14 protein-coding genes and 1 pseudogene are annotated in these 21,802 nt (G+C 61.1%); 13 read left to right on the forward strand and 2 right to left on the reverse strand.

The window, feature by feature from the left end:
- Positions 1-74 precede the first annotated feature (74 nt).
- From NKH12_RS11385 to NKH12_RS11415, 7 genes are all read left to right on the forward strand, one after another.
- Positions 75-1,418, forward strand: a complete 1,344-nt coding sequence (locus tag NKH12_RS11385; protein ID WP_352953211.1) for a nucleotide sugar dehydrogenase — start codon at positions 75-77, stop codon at positions 1,416-1,418.
- 207 nt (positions 1,419-1,625) lie between these two features.
- Positions 1,626-2,966 carry an adenylate/guanylate cyclase domain-containing protein gene (locus NKH12_RS11390; RefSeq protein WP_352953194.1) on the forward strand — a complete coding sequence of 447 codons (1,341 nt, stop codon included), beginning with the start codon at positions 1,626-1,628 and terminating at the stop codon, positions 2,964-2,966.
- A gap of 146 nt (positions 2,967-3,112) precedes the next feature.
- On the forward strand, positions 3,113-5,008 hold the full coding sequence (locus tag NKH12_RS11395) for an ABC transporter ATP-binding protein (RefSeq protein WP_352953195.1): 1,896 nt from the start codon (positions 3,113-3,115) through the stop codon (positions 5,006-5,008).
- Complete coding sequence (locus tag NKH12_RS11400; protein WP_352953196.1) at positions 5,005-6,903, forward strand: ABC transporter substrate-binding protein; 1,899 nt, start codon at positions 5,005-5,007, stop codon at positions 6,901-6,903. Before NKH12_RS11395 ends, NKH12_RS11400 begins: the two co-directional genes overlap by 4 nt.
- A gap of 2 nt (positions 6,904-6,905) precedes the next feature.
- Entirely contained in the window at positions 6,906-7,904 is a 999-nt protein-coding gene (locus NKH12_RS11405) for an ABC transporter permease (RefSeq protein WP_254023574.1), read from the forward strand.
- Entirely contained in the window at positions 7,901-9,082 is a 1,182-nt protein-coding gene (locus NKH12_RS11410) for an ABC transporter permease (RefSeq protein WP_352953197.1), read from the forward strand. The genes NKH12_RS11405 and NKH12_RS11410 overlap by 4 nt, the downstream gene beginning before the upstream one ends.
- A 141-nt stretch (positions 9,083-9,223) precedes the next feature.
- Positions 9,224-9,703, forward strand: coding sequence for a class I SAM-dependent methyltransferase (locus NKH12_RS11415; protein WP_352953198.1), 480 nt, complete (start codon positions 9,224-9,226; stop codon positions 9,701-9,703).
- Positions 9,704-9,753: 50 nt separating this feature from the next.
- Here the strand turns inward: NKH12_RS11415 and NKH12_RS11420 are convergent, their stop codons facing one another.
- Entirely contained in the window at positions 9,754-11,169 is a 1,416-nt protein-coding gene (locus tag NKH12_RS11420; protein ID WP_352953199.1) for an adenylate/guanylate cyclase domain-containing protein, read from the reverse strand.
- Between the two features lie 204 nt (positions 11,170-11,373).
- Between NKH12_RS11420 and NKH12_RS11425 the strand changes: the two genes are divergently transcribed.
- The 5 genes from NKH12_RS11425 (at position 11,374) to NKH12_RS11445 (ending at position 18,438) form a co-directional block, all read left to right on the forward strand.
- Complete coding sequence (locus NKH12_RS11425; protein ID WP_352953200.1) at positions 11,374-11,973, forward strand: hypothetical protein; 600 nt, start codon at positions 11,374-11,376, stop codon at positions 11,971-11,973.
- Between the two features lie 74 nt (positions 11,974-12,047).
- Positions 12,048-12,572 (forward strand): GNAT family N-acetyltransferase, encoded by a 525-nt coding sequence (locus tag NKH12_RS11430; RefSeq protein WP_352953201.1) that lies wholly within the window; start codon positions 12,048-12,050, stop codon positions 12,570-12,572.
- Between the two features lie 124 nt (positions 12,573-12,696).
- Positions 12,697-14,082 carry a hypothetical protein gene (locus tag NKH12_RS11435; protein ID WP_352953202.1) on the forward strand — a complete coding sequence of 462 codons (1,386 nt, stop codon included), beginning with the start codon at positions 12,697-12,699 and terminating at the stop codon, positions 14,080-14,082.
- Positions 14,083-14,439: 357 nt separating this feature from the next.
- Positions 14,440-17,739: an adenylate/guanylate cyclase domain-containing protein gene (locus tag NKH12_RS11440; RefSeq protein WP_352953203.1), complete on the forward strand. Its 3,300-nt coding sequence runs from the start codon at positions 14,440-14,442 to the stop codon at positions 17,737-17,739.
- An 18-nt stretch (positions 17,740-17,757) separates the two neighbouring features.
- The gene (locus NKH12_RS11445; protein WP_352953212.1) at positions 17,758-18,438 is read left to right on the forward strand and encodes a redoxin domain-containing protein; all 681 of its coding nucleotides are present in this window, start codon (positions 17,758-17,760) and stop codon (positions 18,436-18,438) included.
- A gap of 44 nt (positions 18,439-18,482) precedes the next feature.
- Here the strand turns inward: NKH12_RS11445 and NKH12_RS11450 are convergent, their stop codons facing one another.
- Positions 18,483-21,443 (reverse strand): trifunctional glycosyltransferase/class I SAM-dependent methyltransferase/polysaccharide deacetylase, encoded by a 2,961-nt coding sequence (locus tag NKH12_RS11450; RefSeq protein WP_352953204.1) that lies wholly within the window; start codon positions 21,441-21,443, stop codon positions 18,483-18,485.
- A 140-nt stretch (positions 21,444-21,583) separates the two neighbouring features.
- On the opposite strand from NKH12_RS11450, the pseudogene NKH12_RS11455 reads away from it, so the two are divergent.
- A pseudogene (locus NKH12_RS11455) lies at positions 21,584-21,735 on the forward strand (IS110 family transposase); the annotation flags it as partial.
- Positions 21,736-21,802: the final 67 nt, after the last annotated feature.

Genomic DNA, 21,802 nt, shown 5'->3' on the forward strand with positions numbered 1-21,802 from the left:
CCGGGTTCTTGGCGAGCCAGGTGAGCCTCGCCATGGGAGCGGACGGCCTGTCCGAATTGACGGAAAGCAGATTTTTGGACGCCTCACGATCGGCACATGACCGTCTTCTGAACCGGATTTCGACGCGCGCCGCGCAAGTCGGCGTGATCGGACTGGGCTATGTCGGGTTGCCGCTGGCGGTTGCGATCGCACGCGCCGGCTTCCCGGTTTCCGGCTTCGACATCGAAGCCCAGAAGGTCGAGAGCCTGAACAACGGCCAATCCTACATTGAGGCGGTGACGCCGACAGTCCTTGCCGGCCAGGTGGCGAGCGGACGGTTCCGCGCCACTGCGGATTTTGCCGAACTGGCCGTCTGCGATGTCATCATCATCTGCGTTCCGACACCGCTGACGAAAAACCGCGAGCCCGACCTCTCCTTTGTCAGGAACACGGCAGGCACCATCGCGAAGCATCTGCGTCTCGGCCAGCTGATCGTGCTGGAATCGACCACCTATCCCGGCACCACCGACGACGTGCTCAAGCCCATACTGGAAGAAGCCGGCTTGCAGTCGAAGATAGACTTCTTCCTCGGCTTTTCGCCCGAACGCGAGGATCCCGGCAACCGCAGCTTTGAAGTCGCGACGATCCCCAAGGTCGTGGCAGGCGACGGCGTTGAAGCGGCGACGCTCGTGCAGGCTTTCTACCAGAGCGTGGTCAAGACCGTCGTTCCGGTTTCCACCACGGCGACCGCCGAGGCGGTCAAGCTGACGGAAAACATCTTCCGCTCGGTCAACATAGCGCTGGTCAACGAGTTGAAGGTCGTGCTCGGTGCGATGGGCATCGACATCTGGGAGGTGATCGAGGCGGCAAAGAGCAAGCCCTTCGGCTACATGCCTTTCTATCCTGGCCCCGGACTTGGCGGGCACTGTGTTCCGATCGATCCCTTCTACCTGACGTGGAAGGCGCGCGAATACGAACTGCCGACCCGCTTCATCGAGCTGGCGGCAGAGATCAACACGGCAATGCCGCGTCATGTGGTCGATGAACTGGCGAAGGCGCTGGACCGGCGCTGCGGCAAGGCGCTCAGCCGCTCGCGCATTCTCATCATCGGGCTCGCCTATAAGAAGAATGTGCCCGACATCCGCGAAAGCCCCTCATTGCGGCTCATTGAACTCATAGAGGAATGGGGCGGCAAGGCGGAATTCCACGATCCGCATGTTACCGAGATCCCGACCACACGGGAGCATATGGCGATCAAGGGGCGCCGCTCGGTCGAATTGACCGAGGCGGCCCTGAAGGATTTCGATGCTGTCGTCGTTGCAACCGACCACGACGCGATCGACTATCAGGCGATCGCTGATCACGCTCTTCTGATCGTCGACACACGCAATGTTTTTGGCCGCCTCGGGCTAGCCCGGGAGACGGTGATGAAGGCCTGAGGGTTGTCTGAGCCGGCGAATTTTTTGCCTGATGTCAGGATCGTGATTGCACTCCGTCGGCAGCCTCGCCACATAATGCCCCTTCGCCGGCTTTTGCCGCCGAAGCGGCATTATAGACTTCGAGAGTCTTAATCTTTGGATCGTTAGTGGACCGTGTTGTGGCGGATCAAAGGAGAATGGCTCGTCTTCGACGGGTCTCAAGATAGCATGAGCACAGCGCAAGCAGAAATTTCCACCATTCTCATGGATAAGGTTGCCGATTGGCTGACCCAATCGGCACTGGCGGGCAACGACCTGGAAACATTGGTAAAAGGCTTTTGTGAACGGCTGGCTGCTGCCGGCCTGCCGCTGAAGCGGGTGCATTTGAGCTTTTCGATGCTTCATCCGCTTTATGACGCGCTTGGCTTCACCTGGCTTCGCGGCCAGGGCATGGAAGTGGAAGGCTTCCGCAAAGAGGACGGCGTTCATTCTGACAGATTCCTGACCAGCCCATACTACCATCTGCTCAGCAACAAGCTCGACCATCTGCGGCGCCGGCTCGACCCGTCGGTGCCATCGGAATTTCCTGTTTTCGATGAATTCAGGCTTATGGGCGTGACCGATTACATGGCTTTCGTCCATCCCTTCAACGGCAATACCAGCCAGGGCATGATGGGGTCCTGGTCCACCGACAGCGCTTCAGGCTTCAGCGACAGCATGATTTCAGCGCTGCTGCGCATCCAGAACCATCTCGCTATCGCAACCAAGATGGCGGTGCTCACCAAGCTGGCCGACAACATGATGACCACTTATCTCGGCGGCGACGCCGGCAGGCGCGTGCTGGACGGCCAGATCAAGCGAGGCGAGGGCGATACAATCCGGGCCGCACTGGTCATGGCGGATATGCGCGGGTCGACAAGGCTTGCCGAAACTTCCGGCCGCGAAATCTACATCGATACGCTGAACCAGTTTTTCGATGCCATTGCTGCACCTTTCAATCGCGGAGGCGGGCAGATCATGAGTTTCCTGGGCGATGGCTTCATTGCCGTCTACCCTTGCGAAAGGCACCGCTCGCAGTCCGAGATCGCCTGCCAGGCTGCTCTTGCGGCAGCGCACAAGGCCACAGCGCGCATGATAGATCTCAATCTGCGCAGAAAGGAGCAGGGATTGGCCGACATAAACTTTGGTATCGGCCTGCATGTCGGCAATGTGATGTTCGGCAATGTCGGGCTTACCGACCGGCTCACATTTTCTGTCTTCGGCTCGGCTGTAAACGAGGTCCAGCGCCTCCAAACCCTGACCAAGAAATATCCGCACAGCGTTCTCGCCAGCAAAGACTTCGCCAGCTATTGCGGCGCCAACAGCTGGCTGACGCTCGGCAACGAGGAACTGGCGGGCATCAAGCAGAAGCTGACGGTGCTTTCACCCGATCTGTCGGGTGCTCTCGCACTCGATGAGGACGGTGCGCTGGAGCCGATTTACGACCGAATATCGGACGCCGAACAGGTCATGCTGCTTCATCGCGATGCCGCGCGGCTGTCGGCGGGCGACCCGAGAAAGCTCCAGTAACCGCCACGATCTGATCCGAACGCCTTTGGTATGCAGTCCGGTCGCCGTTCCGCCAGGGAACTGGCGATTGTTTCGAATCCAAGTTGCTCTAGGCTGGCAATGCGCTAGTCTCGCCTTTTGGACCTGCCAGAGTGGGGCTGGTGAGAATGAATTCGGGCGTTGATCTGCTGCGGATCGAGGATGTTGGCATCTCTTTTGCCATTGTTGGGGGACCGTTGCATGCCGTCAGGCGTGCAAATCTTCGCGTCCTGCCCGGCAAGGTTACCGCGCTTGTGGGCGAGTCCGGCTCCGGAAAATCGGTTATCAGCCAGGCAGTGATGGGCATTTTGCCGAACACGGCCCATGTTCGCGGCCGTATCCTGTTTTCCGATCCTAAAAAGCCCGGCACGACGCAGGATATCCTGCAGATGCCGCGTGACGGACCCGATATCCGGGCGTTGAGAGGCAGCCGCATAGGCAAGATCTTTCAGGAGCCGATGACATCGCTGTCGCCGCTGCACACGATCGGCAACCAGGTCAGCGAATCCCTGCAGATTCATACGCCCATGGCTCGGGCGGAGCGCAAGGCGCGGACCGAGGAAATGCTCGGCCTTGTCGGCTTTCCCAATCCCAAGCGCGCCTATGACATGTATCCCTTTGAACTTTCGGGAGGATTGCGTCAACGTGCCATGATCGCGATGGCGCTTATCTGCCGGCCCGCCTTGTTGATCGCCGACGAGCCGACGACGGCGCTGGACGTCACCATCCAGGCGCAAATCCTGCAATTGCTGCGCGAGCTTCAGACCAAGCTGAACATGGCGATGCTACTGATCACGCACGACCTTGGCGTGGTCGCCAATGTCGCCGACGAGGTGGTGGTCATCTACCATGGCGAGATCATGGAAGCGGGACCTGTCGAGGCGATATTCCGCCGGCCAGGTCACCCTTACCTGAAGGGCCTGATGGCAGCCGTGCCGCATTTCGATCTAAAACCTGGCGAAAGGCTAAAAGCGCTCCGCGAGGTGCCGGTGAATGTCGGGAACCTGCTCGGCAAGCAGACGGCGCCGGCGTCGAAGGGGCCGGACGACATCCTGCTGTCGGTCAGGGATCTGAAAAAGACCTTCACCACCCGCAAGTCCGGATGGTTCAGCGGGGCTCATCAGACCTCTGTGCGCGCCGTGGACAGTGTGAGCTTCGATATCAGGCGGGGTGAGTGCCTGGGTCTGGTCGGCGAAAGCGGTTCCGGCAAAACCACCGTCAGCAAGATCCTCATGCGGGCTGTCACCCCTAGCGGCGGCTCTGTGATCTTCAACGGCCGCGATGAACCGATCGACGTGTTGGCAGCCGAGGGAGACGCCCTGCGCATGCTGCGCGCGAAAATCCAGATGGTCTTCCAGGATCCGGTTTCGTCGCTTTCACCTCGCATGACGGTGGAGAACATCTTGAGCGAGCCGCTGGAAATCCATCAACGTGGCAATGCCGCGTCCCGACTCGCCACGGTCAAGAGCCTGATGCAGGCAATCGGGCTCGATCCGCGCTTCATCAAGCGTTATCCGCACAGTTTCTCCGGCGGGCAGCGTCAGCGTATCGGCATCGCGCGCGCGTTGGCGCTGGGCCCTGAACTCCTGATCTGCGACGAGCCGGTTTCGGCACTCGATGTCTCTGTCCAGGCGCAGATCCTGAACCTTCTGAAGGATCTGCAGAAGGAACTGGGCCTGACCTACCTGTTCATATCCCACAACCTGGCGGTGGTGGACTACATGGCAGACCGCATCGCGGTGATGTGCGGCGGGCGTATCGTCGAGCTTGCGCCGCGCGAAATCCTGCTTAGGAAACCGGTCCACCCCTACACCCGCTCATTGGTTGCCGCAGTACCCTTTCCCGATCTCGACAGGCCGATGGATTTCAAGACGCTGCAGCTCAGCGGCGCTTCCGACACCAGCGCATGGGGACCGCAATTCCGCGACGAGGGCGACGAGGATATGCTGTCGCCGCTCGATCTTGGCGGCGGCCACCTCGTGCTGGCCCGACGTTCGGCCGATGTCAGCGAGCTACGCCATTGATTGGCCGGCGCACCGTCCTTGGCCTGATGGCTTCGGCATTTCTGCCGGGCGCGTTGCGCGCCGGCGATCTGGAGCCGGAATTTCTTCAGCCGCTGCTGAAGGCCAAGGCGCTGCCGGCACTTGCCGAACGCCTGCCCAAGAGCCCGCGCGCATTGAACCTCGCCGCGATGGGCCGGCAGCCCGGCCAGTATGGCGGCACGCTGCGCACCATCATCGGCAGCCAGAAAGATATCCGGATGATGACGATCTACGGGTATGCTCGCCTGGTCGGCTATGACGAAAAGCTTAACCTGCAACCCGACATTCTCGAAAGTTTCGATGTAGCGGATGATCGCGTCTTCACTTTCAAGATTCGGGAAGGGCATAAATGGTCCGACGGTAGCCGGCTGACGCCGGAGGATTTTCGCTATTGCTGGGAAGATGTCTGGCTGAACGATGAGCTTTCGCAAGGCGGGCTTGCCCCGGCCCTGCTGGCGGACGGCAAGCCGCCACGCTTCGAGATAGTCGATCCGTCGACGGTCCGCTATAGTTGGGATGCGCCCAATCCCGACTTCCTGCCCAAGCTTGCTGCTGCTTCGCCGCTGCCGCTTGTTCTGCCGGCTGCCTATCTCAAGCAGTTCCACAAGAAATACCAGGATCAATTCCGGCTCGCCGGCCTAATGAAGGAGAACCGGGCCAAGAAATGGACGCTCCTGCATATCCGCATGTCGCGGCAGTACCGGCCGGAGAACCCGGAACTGCCGACGCTCGATCCCTGGCAGAACCGGACCAAGCCGCCGGCCGAGCAATTCGTCTTCGAGCGCAACCCGTTCTTTCATCGAATAGACGAGAATGGCCGGCAACTGCCCTATGTCGACCGGATCGTCCTGAATGTCAGCTCGTCGGCGATCATCTCCGCCAAGACCGGCGCGGGCGAGAGCGACCTGCAAAGCATGGGAATTGACTTCAGCGATTACGCCTTCCTGAAGGACGCGGAGAAGCGCTACCCGGTGAAGATGCATCTCTGGAAACGCACACAGGGTTCGCGGCTGGCGCTGCTGCCCAATCTGAATTGTGCCGACCAGACGTGGCGTGGCCTTTTGCGTGACGTGCGCGTGCGCCGCGCACTGTCGCTCGCTGTGGACAGGCGCGAGATCAATATGGCCGTGTTCTACGGACTGGCGCAGGAAAGTGCCGATACGGTCCTGCCGGAGAGCCCGCTCTACCGGCCGGAATTCGCGAAAGCCTGGGTCGCCCATGATCCCGACCAAGCCAATGCCCTGCTCGACGAGGCCGGGCTTCAGACGCGTGACGATGACGGCCTGCGGATACTTCCCGATGGACGCCCGGCGAAGATCATAGTGGAAACGGCCGGCGAAAGCACGCTGGAAACCGACGCGCTCGAACTCATCACCGATCACTGGCGCAAGATCGGGATCGCCCTGTTCATCCGGACTTCGCAGCGCGATATCTTCCGCAGCCGCGCGCTTGGCGGCCAGATCATGATGTCGATGTGGTCGGGCATCGACAATGGCGTGCCGACCGCCGACATGAACCCATACCAGCTGGCCCCCACCGTCGACGACCAGCTGCAATGGCCGCTCTGGGGTGCTCACTACTTGTCTCACGGCAAGGTCGGTGAGGCGCCCGATCTTCCTGAAGTGGTCGAGCTGATGTCTTTGCTCAAGCGCTGGAGCGGATCGACCAAAGCCACGGAGCGCGCCGAAATCTGGAATTCGATGCTGTCTATCTACACCGACCAGGTGTTTTCGATCGGCACCGTGAACGGAACGCATCAGCCGGTTCTGGTGTCCTCACGGCTGCGCAATCTGCCTGACAAGGCGCTCTACGGCTACGACCCGACCGCCTATTTCGGTGTCTACATGCCGGATACATTCTGGCTTGGAGAGTCCTGAGCGTGCTTCGATATTTTGTCTGGCGCATCGCCGTGATGGTTCCAACGCTGCTGGTCATATCGGCACTGGTGTTCACGATCATCGAACTTCCACCAGGCGACTATTTCGACAGCCATGTTGCGGAGCTTCGGGCTCTGGGCGAGGCGGTGGATTCCGATCGCATCGAGATGATGCGTAAGGACTATGGTTTCGACCAGCCACCGGTCATTCGCTACTTCTACTGGGTCGGCGGGATGCTGCAAGGCGATTTCGGCTATTCCTTCGAATATGAGATGCCGGTTCGCGACGTCGTCGGCGATCGAATGTGGCTGACCGTGCTGGTTTCCTTCGTCACGATCATCTTCACCTGGCTCATCGCCTTTCCGATCGGCATGTACTCCGCCACGCATCAATACAGCTGGGGCGACTACGGCCTGACGTTCTTCGGCCTTCTCGGCCTTGCCATTCCGAACTTCATGCTGGCGCTGATCCTGATGTATTTCGCCAACATCTGGTTCGGCACATCCATCGGCCATCTCATGGACCAGCAATATCTCGGCGAGCCGATGAGCTGGGCCAAGGCGAAGTCGATCCTCGCCCATCTCTGGATTCCGGTCTTGATCATCGGCACCGGGGGCACGGCAAGCATGATCCGGCGGCTGCGCGCCAATCTTCTCGACGAGCTACACAAGCAATATGTCGTGACCGCGCGCGCCAAAGGACTTCATCCGTTCAAGGCGCTGGTCAAATATCCACTGCGCATGGCGCTCAATTTCTTCATTTCCGACATCGGCTCCATCCTGCCGGCCATCATCTCCGGCGCCGAAATCACGGCGATCGTGCTGTCTTTGGAAACGACCGGGCCGATGCTGATCAAGGCGCTGCAAAGCCAGGACATGTATCTGGCAGGGTCGTTCCTGATGTTCCTCGCCTTCCTGACGGTCATCGGTGTCCTGATTTCCGACCTGGCGCTGGCGCTGCTTGATCCACGAATTCGTTTGCAGGGCGGCAGCACCAAATGAACACGCTTTCGCCGCTGCCCGCTCCAGGTGCTCCACTGCAACACTACGTTTCCATCGCGCCCATTGACCTGCAGTCGGTCGAGGCGATGACGCCGGAGCAGTCGAAGGTCTTTCAGGCGTCGCAGTTGCGGCTGATGTGGTGGAAATTCCGAAAGCACCGGCTTGCCGTTGTATCCGGCATATTCCTGGCAGTGCTGTATTTCGGGATACTGATCTGCGAGTTCCTGGCGCCCTACGATCTGCACACGCGCAACATGGACTACATCTATTCGCCGCCGCAGCGGGTGCACCTGTTCCACAACGGCCAGCTCGTCGGGCCATTCGTCTATGGCCGCCAGATGACGCTGGATATGGACACGCTCAAGCGGAACTACATCGAGAATCAGGATGATGTTCAGCGGATCCGTTTCTTCTGCAAGGGCGACAGTTATCAGTTCTGGGGCCTGATCGAAGGTGACAGGCATTTTGTCTGCCCTGCCGAAAACGGCCAGCTCTTTCTAGCTGGCACTGACAGGCTGGGGCGCGATGTGCTCTCGCGCATCATCTATGGCGCACGCATTTCACTGACAATAGGCCTCGTCGGCATCAGTTTCAGCTTCCTGCTCGGCATTGTCATCGGCGGACTGGCCGGCTATCACGGCGGTATCTTCGACCTGATCGTTCAACGGATAATCGAAGTTCTGCAATCGATCCCCAGCATTCCGCTATGGCTGGCTCTGGCGGCGATCATGCCGATAACCTGGAGTCCGATCCTGATCTATTTCGGCATCACCGTCATCCTCGGGTTGCTCGACTGGACCGGACTGGCGCGAGCCGTGCGTTCAAAGCTTCTAGCCTTGCGCGAGGAGGATTACGTTCTGGCCGCGCAATTGATGGGCGCCAGAAGCAGCCGCATCATCGGGCGGCATCTCATTCCCGGCTTCATGTCGCATCTGATCGCGACGGCGACGATCTCCATACCCGGCATGATCCTGGGCGAGACGGCGCTGAGCTTCCTGGGGCTCGGGCTGAGGGCGCCGATAACCAGCTGGGGCATCCTGCTCACCGAGGCGCGCAGCGTCAGCGTCATCGCGTTCTATCCATGGCTGCTTTTGCCGATGCTCCCCGTCGTTCTCGTCATCTTGGCGTTCAACTTCCTCGGCGACGGCCTGCGGGACGCCGCAGACCCCTACAAGTGAGATCGCTATTCCGCCGCGCGGCCTGCCGACGACTCGTATGATGCTTTGTCGGCGGCCGGTTGCGTTATTGCAAGGTTCGTCGTTCGCCTCTATATGCGGCAAGCCTCGATCGGGGCTGCTGGTTCAGGACATACAATCGCTATGAGTCGCCTCGATAATTTCATCAGCAGGATGACCGCACAGCGCGACATTCTCAATCAAATCTGCCCCGAGGTGGCGAAGATGGAGGGGCTTGTGCTCGAGCTCGGCCTCGGCAATGGCAGGACGTTCCACCATCTGCGCGAGCGCCTGCCCGGGCGCCGGATCGTGGTGTTCGACCGCGAAGTTGGCGCACACGCCAGCTCAATTCCCGACGCTGAAAACCTCGTGCTCGGCGAAATACGCGAGACGGCCCGCAAGTTCATTGGCATCGACGCCGCTCTTGTTCATGCCGACATCGGCACCGGCTATGACGATCGCGATGCAGTGACCTCTACCTGGCTTCCCGATCTGATTGCGCGCCTGCTTCGCGTCGGCGGCTTCGCGGTCAGTGGCACGCCGCTCGATCACCCGCTGCTGCAACGCCTCCCGCCGCCGACTTCGGAGCCCGCCGATCGGTATTTTGTCTCCAGGCGCGTCTGAGGGAGACGAGACGACCCGAATCAGGGGCCAAATCTTCAGGGGCCAAGTTTTCAGGGGATCGTATAGACTGCTATCTCCCGTTCAATGCCGCGCAGCGAAACCTCGTGGGGCACCGGCGTCAGCGCATTTCTGTGCAACAGATCGGCGGTGAGATTGTCGTCGACCACCGTACGAGTGGCGAAGATCGCCTGCGCGTTGGCAAGGTTCTGGACCCGCGAAGCAATGTTGACCGTCTGGCCGAAATAGTCCTGTCGCTCGTTCATGGACACGGCGATGCAGGGGCCGGCATGGACTCCAATCTTGAGCAGCAGATCCTCGCGACCGCTCTTGTCGTTGAGCGCACGCATGGCATCGCGCATCCTGAGGGCCGCAGCAATCGCGCGATCAGGCGTCGCGAAGGTCGCCATCACCGCATCACCGATCGTCTTCACCACTGCGCCTGCCTCCGCCGCGACGATCTCATGCAGAATCTGGAAATGCTCGCGCACGAGATCGAAGGCTGAAAGATCGCCCACCCGCTCGTAAAGCTCGGTCGATCCGCGCAGATCGGTGAATAGGAAGGTCAGGCTGGTGATCTTCAGGCGCTGGTTGATGTCGAGCGTATCCGTGCGATAGAGATCGCGGAACGTCTGGTTGGTGAGCAGGCGCTTGGCGGTCAGGAAGGGCCGGCGTTTGCCCAGGAAATCATGCAATAGCTGGCCGGCGATGAAGACCGTCGGCAGCACGCGGGTGTCGGTCCTGTTCTCCAGCGAAATGCGCAACGGCCCGGGTTGCATCTCCAGCGTCTGGTTCTGGACATGGTCGCGGTCGAAGACCAAAGAGAGGCTTCGGCGCTCTTTTGTTGGTTCGCCCTTCCCGTCGATGAACTGCACTGAATGGGTGACCGGCTCGAAGACGATGATGAATTCGGACGGAATCTGTATGGGCAGAACCGCCTTTTCACCGGGCGCAAGCTCGATATCCTCCAGCGAGAACGCTTCTATCTTTTTCGGGAAATCCTCTTCCGGCAGATCGACGCCGGACCCCCAGTAGATCTGGCGGAAGTATTCCATCAACGGCAGTTCGTGTGGATTGTGAGCGGCAATCCTGCGCACGCGGGGACTGACGGTGAATGTCACCTCGACCATCTCGTCGAGGGTCGGCGAATAGCCCTCGGAGCACAGCGCGCAGGTGTATTCGTCCTTCTGCAGGGTTTTCAGCGTGGCGTTGGTGTCGAGCACGCCGCCACAGCCGGGGCACAGAACATTCCAGGAAATGTCGAAGATGCCCACCCGTGCCGCATGGAGAAAGGCGCTTATGGCGCGTTCTTCGTCGAGGCCATGCTTGCTGGCGAAGGCTGGCGCATTGATGCGGCAAAGTTCGCGGTCCTTGCCCTCCGCGATGGTTCGCTGGATCGCGTCGATTGCCTGCGGATCGAGATCGGTCGATTGCCGCAGAAGCGAGAACAGATCCTGAGCTTCGTTCATCGTGCAGGCTCCGGAAAATGCGCCCCCGAGGCGTGTTGGCCGGACCGGTCTTTGGTCCGAGTGCTCCATCTTACTTCGAAACGGGCCGTACGGCCATTCGAATGGACAAGCCTGGTGACAGTTCAATTTCCATTCGGCGGATTTCACCGGCCGCAAGCGACACTATGATGTTCCACGAGGCATTCATCTTTGGGACTTTCTCCCATGCCGGCATCCAACAACCCGCCATTTCCCGCGGTCCTGCGCCTTTTCTCTGTGATGGTCATCATCGTCCTGATCATAGGCGCCGGCCTGTTTTTCGCGCCTGTGCTGGTCAAGCCGCGCTGGCCTTGGGCCGTCACGCCGTTCAATGCCCGCTTCCTCGGCGGCTTCTACACCGCCGAAATGGTCGTGATGGCCGCGCTGCTGGTCTGGAATCGCTGGTCGCCCGGCAGGCTCGTGCTCGTCATGGCCTTCATCTTCACCGCCATCGTGTCGGTGGCTTCGTTCATCAATCTCGGCTATTTCAACTTCGCGCGCAAAGCGCCCTGGCTCTGGTTTTTGGTCTATCTCGCTTCGGTCGCGGTATCCGGGCTGTTCCTGTGGCGGGCCCAGGCCCGTCCTTCTGCAGAAGGCGTGACCTTAAACCCCGCATGGCGCGGCTACATGCCGGTGGAATTGGCGATCCTTGGGCTCTATGGCGTCGGCCTGTTGCTGTTTCCCCTGACATTCAGCGGGGTCACCCTTTTCGGCTGGATCGGCATCAGCGGCGTCTTCAAACTCTACGCTGCCTCCCGGTATTTTAGCTCGCAATCGGAATCATAGGTTGCAGAGAAGGCTGGATTTTCAAGTGACGTCCGGTGCATCGTGCTGCGCCGATTGCCTCCGCCGGGAACGCCATGACCAGCACGACCTCGCCATCCCAAAAGAAAATCCAGCCGCAGCTCCGGTCCGTCCGGCCAAGCGATGCGGAGGCGCTTTGCGCTATCTTCAACATGCCGGGCTTCCGCTGGGGCACACTGAGGATGCCCTTCGAGATGGTGGAGCAGGTGGAGCGGCGCATCGCCAAGTCCGGCCAGGAAACCACCTGGATCGTTGCCGAGTTGGACGGCAAGGTCGTCGGCCATGGCAGCCTGATCGTACAGGGTTCGCCGCGCCGTTCGCATATCGGCGAGATCAATATCGGCCTTGACGATGCCTTTGTCGGCAAGGGTATCGGCTCTGCCATTCTCGGCGCGCTGCTTGACGTGGCCGACAACTGGCGCGCCCTGAAGCGGGTCGAATTGACCGTCTATGCCGACAACGAACCGGCCGTCCGTCTCTACACAAGCCACGGCTTCGAGGTCGAAGGCCGGCATGTGAAGGCCGGTTTTACCGACGGGCAGTACCACGACCTCCTGAGCATGGCCCGGCTGCGGTTCTGAGATCCGCTGTTTGGCCTCAACTGTTTAGCCAATCTAACAATTCGTGCCGAGTCGGCGAACAGGCGATTGCTCATGGAAAACTGTCTCCCTTGGCGTTTGCACCGCAAGCGGCTAGACGGGACCGATGACCGCCGTCTTTGACCCAACCCCTACGCCTCCGGCGGAAATTCTGGCTGTGCTGTCGCCGCTCTGCCCGGAAGTCGTGCGTGACATCGAGCAGAACTGGAATGCCACGGTTTCCGATTACGCCCGCCATCTGTGGCGGCCGGTGGCAAGGCCTGCATCGCGCCCGGCGATCGCTGCCCGCTCGATCCTGCGCGAAGTCCTGCATCAGCGCCTTGGTGTGATCATGCAGCCTGAAGAGATCGGCAAGGCCCTCGAAGAGTTCGAGCACAGACCGGTGATTCAGTCCGGCCTGCACTGCCTGCTTCTGATGGACCGGATCACCTTCGATGCCCTCCTGCTTGCCTGGCTCGGCGCGGTCGAAAACGGGCTGTCGGCCTTTTTCGGCTTCATGGGAACGACGATGACCATGGAGACAATTGGCCGGGAGGGGCCGGGATGGCTCGATGTCGGTGACGATAAGGTCAACCTGTTCGGCATGGGGCGCCACAAACTATGCCGCAAAAGCGCCTGCGTGGCCGGTCCCGTCTCCCTCAACAAGCGTGCGCTCGAGGCGGTGGGCGATGAAACGGACGCCAGCCGCTGGCTGGGCACACTGCTTGCCAGCCGGGACAAGGTGTTTGCAACCGCCGCCGATGCGCTGACAGCCCTCAACGAGGATCTGGTCGCCGATTGGGATCGTTCCGGCATGGCCCTGCCGGTTTTCATCGATGATCGGCTCGCCGCGGCTGCCATGGCGCGGCATCTAGAATATGACGGCAGCCTTCTTTCCAGGCTGCTCATTGAGCCCGCAAGGCGCCAGCGTCTCGAACATGCCTTGCAAGAGGCCGCATCGAGCCCATTTGGCAGATTCCTGCCCAACGCCACGGCCTATTTCTGGGGCATCCGCGAGGAGCGCGTGCGCAAGCTCGTCCTTGAGGACGGGCACCTGATCGAACCTGGCAGGCCGCATGGTCTTTCCATCCCGTTCGAGCGGCCGCATCTCAGGCAGGCGCTGCTGGACGGCGTGCTGCTGCCGAACTTGTTCCTGATGTTCCTCGTCCTTGCCATATTGCCGCGCGCGCGGGTTGTGGGCGGCCTGAGACAGATTGGTTATGTAGCGCTTTTCCACTCGATCCTGCTGGCTGCGCTAGATGAAAACGCGCCGGAAGAGCGCGATCTGGCTGCGGAGCTGCAGGTTCGGGAAAATGCCTGGGGCATGCGGGTCATCGACGAAAATATCTCGGTCCGCGAGCAGCTTGCCGGCCTGCCGGAAGGGGCGCTCTTCCCGGACCTGCTCCGGCAATATCGTTTGCGGACGTTTGCCGAGACGACAGAAAATCTGAAACTGGTTCGCGAAAACACCCGATGGCGCAAGATCGGCCAGGCAGAGATCAAGGCGACCTGAGCCTCACTTCAGGTTGATTTTCTGGTGCGCAACCGCAAGCGACGGGGATCTATCGGTGAGCCTCTGGCGTCTGATCGGTTTCGACGACGGCTTCCTCCCCAATCGGCATCTGCCACCGGACCCGCACGGATCGCTCGATGCACATTTGCGCTGCCGCTTGCCGGTCGACGGCTATCGGTGCATCCTTGTGAATAGCCTGGCCGTGAAGTGCGTGGCGAGATCACGGCGTCACGGCCTCTAGAGCGGTTCATCGTTTCACGGAAACGCCGAACCGCTCTATCTCTTTGTTTTTGCGCAATTCCGGACGGAAAACCGTTTCACACTTTTCCTGGAATTGCGCTAGTGAGGTCTTGTTCGATGGACTGCTCGGGCTGCGGTTTCGAGGTCGAGGGCGGTTACGCCTTCTGTCCGAGGTGTGGCAGACGCCAGCCCGTGCCATGCGCCAGTTGCGGCTATCCCTGCGCACCTGATTTCGAGTTCTGTCCGAAATGTGGGGCAAGCGTCGTTGCGCCCGCAAAAGCCGTCGAACGGACTGCTCCGACGCCAAGCCGGACCATTGTGCCGCCGTCGCGAACTCCGTCGCTGCTTCCGAACATCGAAAGCGACGATGGGCTGCATCCCGTCTCCGACGCCGATCGCCGGACGGTAACGGTCCTGTTCGCAGACCTTTGCGGCTTCACGACACTCAGCGAGCAACTCGACCCCGAGGTCATGCAAGCGCTGCAGAACGAACTGTTCAAGGAATTGACGGCGGCCGTGCGAAACTTTGGTGGTTTCGTCGACAAATTCATCGGCGATGCACTGCTCGCTTTGTTCGGTGCGCCGGTCGCGCATGAGGACGATCCGGAACGTGCGCTTCGCGCCGCTCTCGACATGATCGCCCGGACGGCGCGGCTCGGCGAAAGCACCCCCCATTCCGGCTCGCCTCTGTTACTCCACATCGGCATAAACACTGGTCCGGTCGTTACCGGCGGATTGGGCGTCGGCACCGCCAAATCCTATTCGGTGACCGGCGACACAGTGAATACGGCGCAACGTCTGCAATCGCTGGCCGCACCGGGTGAGGTGCTGGTAGGCGAGCTCACTCACCGGCTGACCCGGCATGCCTTCTCTTACGAGTCGCTGGGTGATGTCGTGTTTCGCGGCAAGGCTGGCAGTGTGCTCGTCCATCGACTGGATGCACCGCTTGCAGCGCCGCGTGCAGCGCGTGGGCTCGAGGCGCTCGGCCTCAGTGCGCCGATGATAGGTCGTGGTGCGGAGCTCAATAGAATGCTGGCGAGCCTTGACCAGGCGTGCAGCGGCTCGGCCCAACTTGTCCGCCTCGTCGGAGAAGCCGGTATCGGGAAATCGCGGCTGGTGAAGGAGTTCGTCGCCCGCGTCGGCGACGAGGATCGTTTTCGCAACGTCGCCGTGCGGCTGGCCACGTGCTCACCGCTGGGCGAACAATCATTTGGCGCCTTGGGCGCAGTGGTGCGCAGCGCTGCCGGGATGATGCAAAACGACAATGGGGAGGAAATGCGGGGAAAGCTCGCAGGCTTGCTTACCGATCTCGGCCTGGAGGGCGAAGAGGCGAAGCGGCTGATGCCTTTGCTCTACCATGTGCTCGGCCTTGGCGACCCCGATGCCACCTTACAGCATGTCGAGCCAGAGCAGCTGCGGCGGCAAATTCTCTACGCAGTCCGCACAATCATCGAACGGCGGCTTGCGTTGTCGCCGCTGCTGATTGTCGTCGAAGACCTGCACTGGGCCGATGCCGTGTCGCTCGAGGCACTACGTTTCGTGATGGACAGGTTGGAACGCACGCGGTTGATGGTGCTGGTCACGCATCGTCCGGCGCCGGACAACGGGCAGCTCGACTCAAGTCGGGTCAGTCACACAGCGCTCAGGCTTTCGCCGCTCAACAATGACGACGGACGCAGCCTGCTGGCGGCGCTTTTCGGCGAGAGCTGGGTAAACTCCGCAGGAGGGCTTCTCGACCAGATCCTCGAGCGCGCGGGCGGCAACCCCCTTTTTGTAGAGGAGATCGTCCGCGGCCTTGTCGATAGCGGTATACTGATGCGCGAGGGCCAGCGATGGCGGACTGCAGCAGGCGAAGTCGCAACCGGCATTCCCGCCACTATCCAGGCAATGTTGCTTGCTCGCGTCGACCGGCTGCCCCAAGAGGTGCGGCGGCTGGCCCAGGAAGCCGCGGTAATCGGCCCGCGCTTCGATGCCACACTTCTGAAAGCCGTGACAGCCGACCCCGGGCGGCTAGAAGCCGGCTGCGAACTGCTTTGCGACGCGGAAATCATCGAGGAAGTTGCCGGATCAGGCTCGGTCTCGTCGCAAAGCTACCGCTTTACGCAAACATTGCTGCAGGACGTGATCTACCAGAATATGCTCCTGCAACGCCGGACCGAAATCCACGGGCGGGTCGGTGCTGCCTTGGAGCAACTGTGCGGCGACAAGCCGGAACGGCTCGAGGATTTGACCGTGCTCGGTCATCATTTCGCACTGAGCGCCGAGCGGGAGAGGGGCGCGCATTACCTGCAGGCGGCGGGCGATCGCGCTCGCATGATATACGCCAACGACGACGCCCTTCGTTTCTACGAGCGAGCACTGACTGCGTTGGGCGCGATCGGGCAAACACCGCTCAAACTGGCAATTGCAGAGCGCATTGCCGATTTGAGCGGCCCGGTAGGCCGCCGCGAGATCGCGCACCACCACTACGAGACGGTGTTGCAGGCATATCGCGAGTCAGCCAATCGTGTCGCGTCGGCGCGAGTTTTGCGTAAAATCGGTCGGCTGCTCTGGGACGTCGGCAAGCGGGACGACGCAGAATCCCGCTATGCTGAAGCGGCAGCGCTCCTCGATGGAGCGGATGCCCCGATCGAGCAGGCGCATCTGTGGCAAGAACGTGGCCGACAGGCGTTCCGCAGCGGAGATCACGCTCTCGCGGCAAAATGGGCAGACGCGGCACTGGATTGCGTAGGCACACTGACAACGGAGCATGTCTCCGAGATAGGGCGTGATGCCACTCTTGTGACCGCCGAGGCACTCAATACCAAGGCTGTCGCGCTGGCTCGCCTTGGGCGAAACCGTGAGGCCGTGCGTCAGGTTGAGCGTAGCATTGAATTGGCCGAAGCCGCCGGTCTGCTGGGCGCGGCCTGCCGCGGCTACACCAATCTCGGCGTGCTTTACACGACCATCGATCCGGCAAAGGCGATGGAGGTCTGTCGGCGCGGTCTCGAATTGGCGCGCCGTATTGGTGATTTGGGTTTCCAGGCGCGCCTCCTCTCCAACCTCGCGGTCGCTTGTTGCACTTTCACGGATCGCTGTCCAACGGAGGGCGTGCCTGCTGCCGAGAAGGCCATCGAGATCGACCGGGCGCTCGACCAGCGCGAGCACCTGCCGGTGCCGTTGATCGTGCTTGGGCAGATCCACCAGTGCAACGGCCGTCCGGAACTGGCAGTTGGCTTGTTCCAGGAAGCACTGGACGTAGCCCGCGAAACGGGCGAGCCCCAACTGCTGTTTCCGTGTTATGATGGTCTCGCAACGCTTAATCTCGACCTCGACAATCTCGCCGAGGCCGAACGCTACTTTTCCCTGGCGCAGGGTATATGCGCCCAGCACGGGCTCGACCCGGAAGCGCTTGTGGTGCTGCCTTTTCTCGATTAGCCGGGTTGGAGGTTGGAAATGTCCGCGCGTAGTGACTTGGTACCGCTTCAACCGGGCGACCGTGCGCCGAACGTGGTACTCGACGCCATTACCCAGGAAGGCAAGATCGCGCTTGACGACTTTCGCGGACAAAAACCGGTGCTGGTCGGCCTGTTTCGAGGCCTGCATTGTGCGTTTTGCCGGCGCCATATCGCCGCCCAGGCGCGGCTTGATCCGGAGCTGCGCGAAAAGGGCGTGGAGAGCCTGACGGTGGTCAACACGCCGATTGAACGGGCGCGTCTCTATTTCCGTTACCACCCGATACCGAATCTGCTTGCGGCCTCCGACCCTGAACGCGCTTCACATCGTGCTTTTGGACTGCCCAATCTCGAATTCACCCAAAACGAGACGATCTGGCCGTACAAGGTCTCGATGGCAGCGGCAAAGGACATGCGGGTCGACATACCAGGCGAGTTGCCCGGTCCGATGGACCCATTTGCGGCCACCGAAATTCTCAACAAGAAGGACAAGTACGAACTGACCGAAGCCGACGAGCAGATGATGGCAACGGGACACGGACAACTGGTCGGGCAATTCCTGCTGGACCGGCAGGGGATCGTCCGCTGGAGCTTCACGGAGTTTCCAGAGGGTGGGCGATACATGTTTGGGGCGCCAAACCCGCAGGAGCTGATGTCAGCGGTGTCCCAAGTCGCCCAATAGACTTGCGAACGAGGTAAACGGGCGGACACTGACAAGTTCACCGTTCATTCGAGCACGGCCTCGACCTTGGCAACAAAGTCGTCGAGCGAGCGATCCCCGCGAATCTCGACGCGCGGAAGGTCGATGGGATCGCAATCGAGGTCCGCCGGCCCGTGTCTGCCGCCGAAGCCGATTCGATAGCCGCACTCCTTGGCCAGCCGGCCAAGCCGTCGGTCGGTAACAGAAAAGGGTGCCGCGAACGCCGTGGTTGGCCGACCGGTCCAGCGTTCGATGAACATACGAGAACGCAGGAGCTCGCTGGCCAACTCAGAGCTCGACAGACCATCGATCGCGCGATGCGTCGCCAGATGGCTTCCGAAGAACGCGCCTTCGGCGGCGAGGCGTCGCACCGTCCCGGCGTCCATAAGCTGTGTCGGCGGACCGCTGTCGGCGTCCCACAGTGCACTTTCACCCACCAGGTCCGTCACCAGGAACACTTCCGCGGTCAGGTCGTTCGCGCGCAAGATCGGCCAGGCATGGTCGGCAAAGTTCTGGAAGCCGTCGTCGAAGGTGATGAGCACTGGGCGGCCAACGAAAGGTTGACGGTTGGCGATGAACCGTTCCAGCTGCTCGGACCTAATCGCGTGAAAGCCATTGGCGCGCAACCATGCCATCTGGCTGTGGAATGCGGCGGGCGTGAGCCGAAAACGGGCGAGCGCGGCCGGACCTTCATCGGAGACGCTGTGATACATGAGGACAGGGATACGCTGCCGCCGCTCGCTACGCGCAACGTCGCGGCGCAAGGCCCGCGCCCCGCCCCAGACGATATTTCGCGCGACCCCGATTTCGAGGGGCGCGCGGATTGGCGTATGATCAATCATCGGTTCCGTCGCCACATCTCTAGGTGACAGGCGGCGGAAGCGGTCTATGCGATAGAGCTCGGTCTGGATCGATCGCTCGAGGACGAGACCTTCGGTCGCTGCCAGCGTCTCTGAGATCGCTTGTGCACCAAATGTGTTCCAGTCGAAGCCGGTCCTTTCAACATTGTCACGTAACACGAATGCGTGTGCGTTGATGAAACTGCCGCCAGGCGCCAATGCCTCGACGATTTTTTTGGCGATGCGCCGCAACTCGGCGAGATCATCCAGATAGTAGAGCACTTCCGAACAGACGATCAGGTCCATCTCACCAGGCAGCGTGTCCGCGCAGAAATCCAGTACGCCGAACTCAACATTCGGCTGATCGCTGCATCGCGCGCGGGCCCGCTCGATGGCTACGGCGGAGATGTCGGTTGCGGTCAGATGGCCGACTCGCGGCGCCAGCTGCCGCGTGAAGTGCCCCTCCGCGCAGGCCAGCTCAAGCGCCCGTCCGATCGGACCGGCAGGCAGAATTTCGAGCTGCCGCTCGTATTTTTCCTGCTCATAGGACGAACCGTAGTTCCAGGGATCCTCGGTCGCGAAATAGCCATTCCAGAACGACGTGCGATCCTTGTCGTGCCTGGGCCGTGCGCGGCGCGGCGCCGCAGGAGGCTCCGCAGGTTCGGCGCTCGACCGAACCGATTCCCGCGCTTGCGCGGCCAATTGCGCGAGTTTGCCCAAGTGGCTGTCCGGATCAGGCCCGCGTTCGGCTGTGGCTGATAATGCCTCGGCTGCGAGCGTGTTTGACGTATCGGCGCAGGCGGCCTGTTGCGGTACAGGTGATCGTCCCGCAAACCTTGCCGCACTGTTTACAAGCCGCTCAGTGGGCACGACATTCTGGATCAATTCAATCAAATGATCCCTTGTCACCGTCCCGAGTACGCCGAACTGCACAACAGCCTCGATCTGGCCATCGATCATCAGATAGGCATAGATTTGGTCGATTCCTTCCGGCAGTTCGGTCGAGGTCGGATTTCGGACGTCGACGCGAATTCCAAGTGTCCGCGCCAGCCTGCGCGGCGCGGCAAGATCGTCGACGTCGAGAAGCATTTGCTCAAGGTGATACTGGACGCGGCGACCCGCGACGGGATCGTCCCAGACCTTGCCGAGTTCGATGATCAACTCGGTGAGCGAGCCGCCGAACCTGTCCCACCTGGCAGCCAATTGCGCTGGCACCGATAGGCTTCCTACCGTAAGGCCATCGAAGGCCACCTTGGCGATCTCACACGCCCACTTACGTCCTGCCGGGAGCGCGCGCAGGGTCTGCGGGCTGATCGAGCGGCGGCCGCAGCCGCAATCCGACGCGGCGTTCCACAACGCGAACCACGCGAGTGCTTCGGAAGCTGTGCGGCCATTCGTTTCGATCGCACCATTAGCGTGAGTCGATGCCGGGTGTTTGACCCTGGGATCAGGAGAAAAGCCGCGGGCGATCACGATTTCCGCATCGGCCAGCATCTGTGTCGAATTGCGGGTGAGCGAGTTGGGGCTGGTCCGATAGAAAGCGAGCGTCTCGTCGACCATCACCCAATTTTTGCCTAGGCGTGCGAGGCGCTGCCACAGATCCCAGTCCTCGCAGGTGCGAAGCGAAACATCGAAGCCGCCCAACTCGACAATTGTCTTCCGGTCGACGAGCAGCGCGTGAGTGCGAATGGCGCACCGGCGCGCGAATGTTTCGAAGGGCTGGATCGCAACCTCCGTTGGGATGCTCGACGGGGTGACTTCGCCATCGGGCATCACGCGCCGGGAACCGCAATAGGCGGCGACCGCATCGGGCGCGGCTTCAAGTGCGGCCAGCATTTTCGCAAGGAAGCTGGCGTCCACCCAATCGTCCGCATCCAGGAACATGAGCCAGCGGCCGCGCGCTGTCGATATCCCGCTATTGCGCGCGCCGGCGGCGCTATACGCGCAAGAGCTCAACGTCCGAAACCGGGCATCGCGCTCTACATAACCGGCGACAATCGCGGCGGTGGCGTCCGTGGAGGCGTCGTCGACGACGATCGCCTCCCAGTCCATTATTTCCTGATCGAGAAGGCAATCGAGTGCGCGCCCCAGCGTTACCTCCGCGTCGTGCGCAGGAACCACGATTGAAACCAAGGGATTATGCGCCACGCCGTCTTACCCGCGCCTGGTTCGAATATAGAACAAGAGTCCCGAAACATAGCGGCGATTTCCTGCCAAAGGAAACGTCCAACAGTCTTCTGCGAACTCTTCCGAGATACCGCGACGCCGCCATTTGGCTGCAGAGCGAGCTTGCTCCTGTCGTACTGCCGATGCTGGAAGCCTGGCGCAGCATTCGCATCCGTGCCGCCGAGCTTGGGCGCGAGCTGTCGCAGATGCCCGTCAAAGTCAGGCATGCCGCATATTCATGTCGATCCCCGGAGTCGGCGCCATGAGCACAAGCTGCGGTCCCCGGCACCGTATGAGTGCAACAGCTACGGCAAACTGACGTCCTTTGCAATCGGGGCGTA

The sequence above is a fragment of the Mesorhizobium sp. M1322 genome, from assembly GCF_040318085.1.
Lineage (GTDB): Bacteria > Pseudomonadota > Alphaproteobacteria > Rhizobiales > Rhizobiaceae > Mesorhizobium.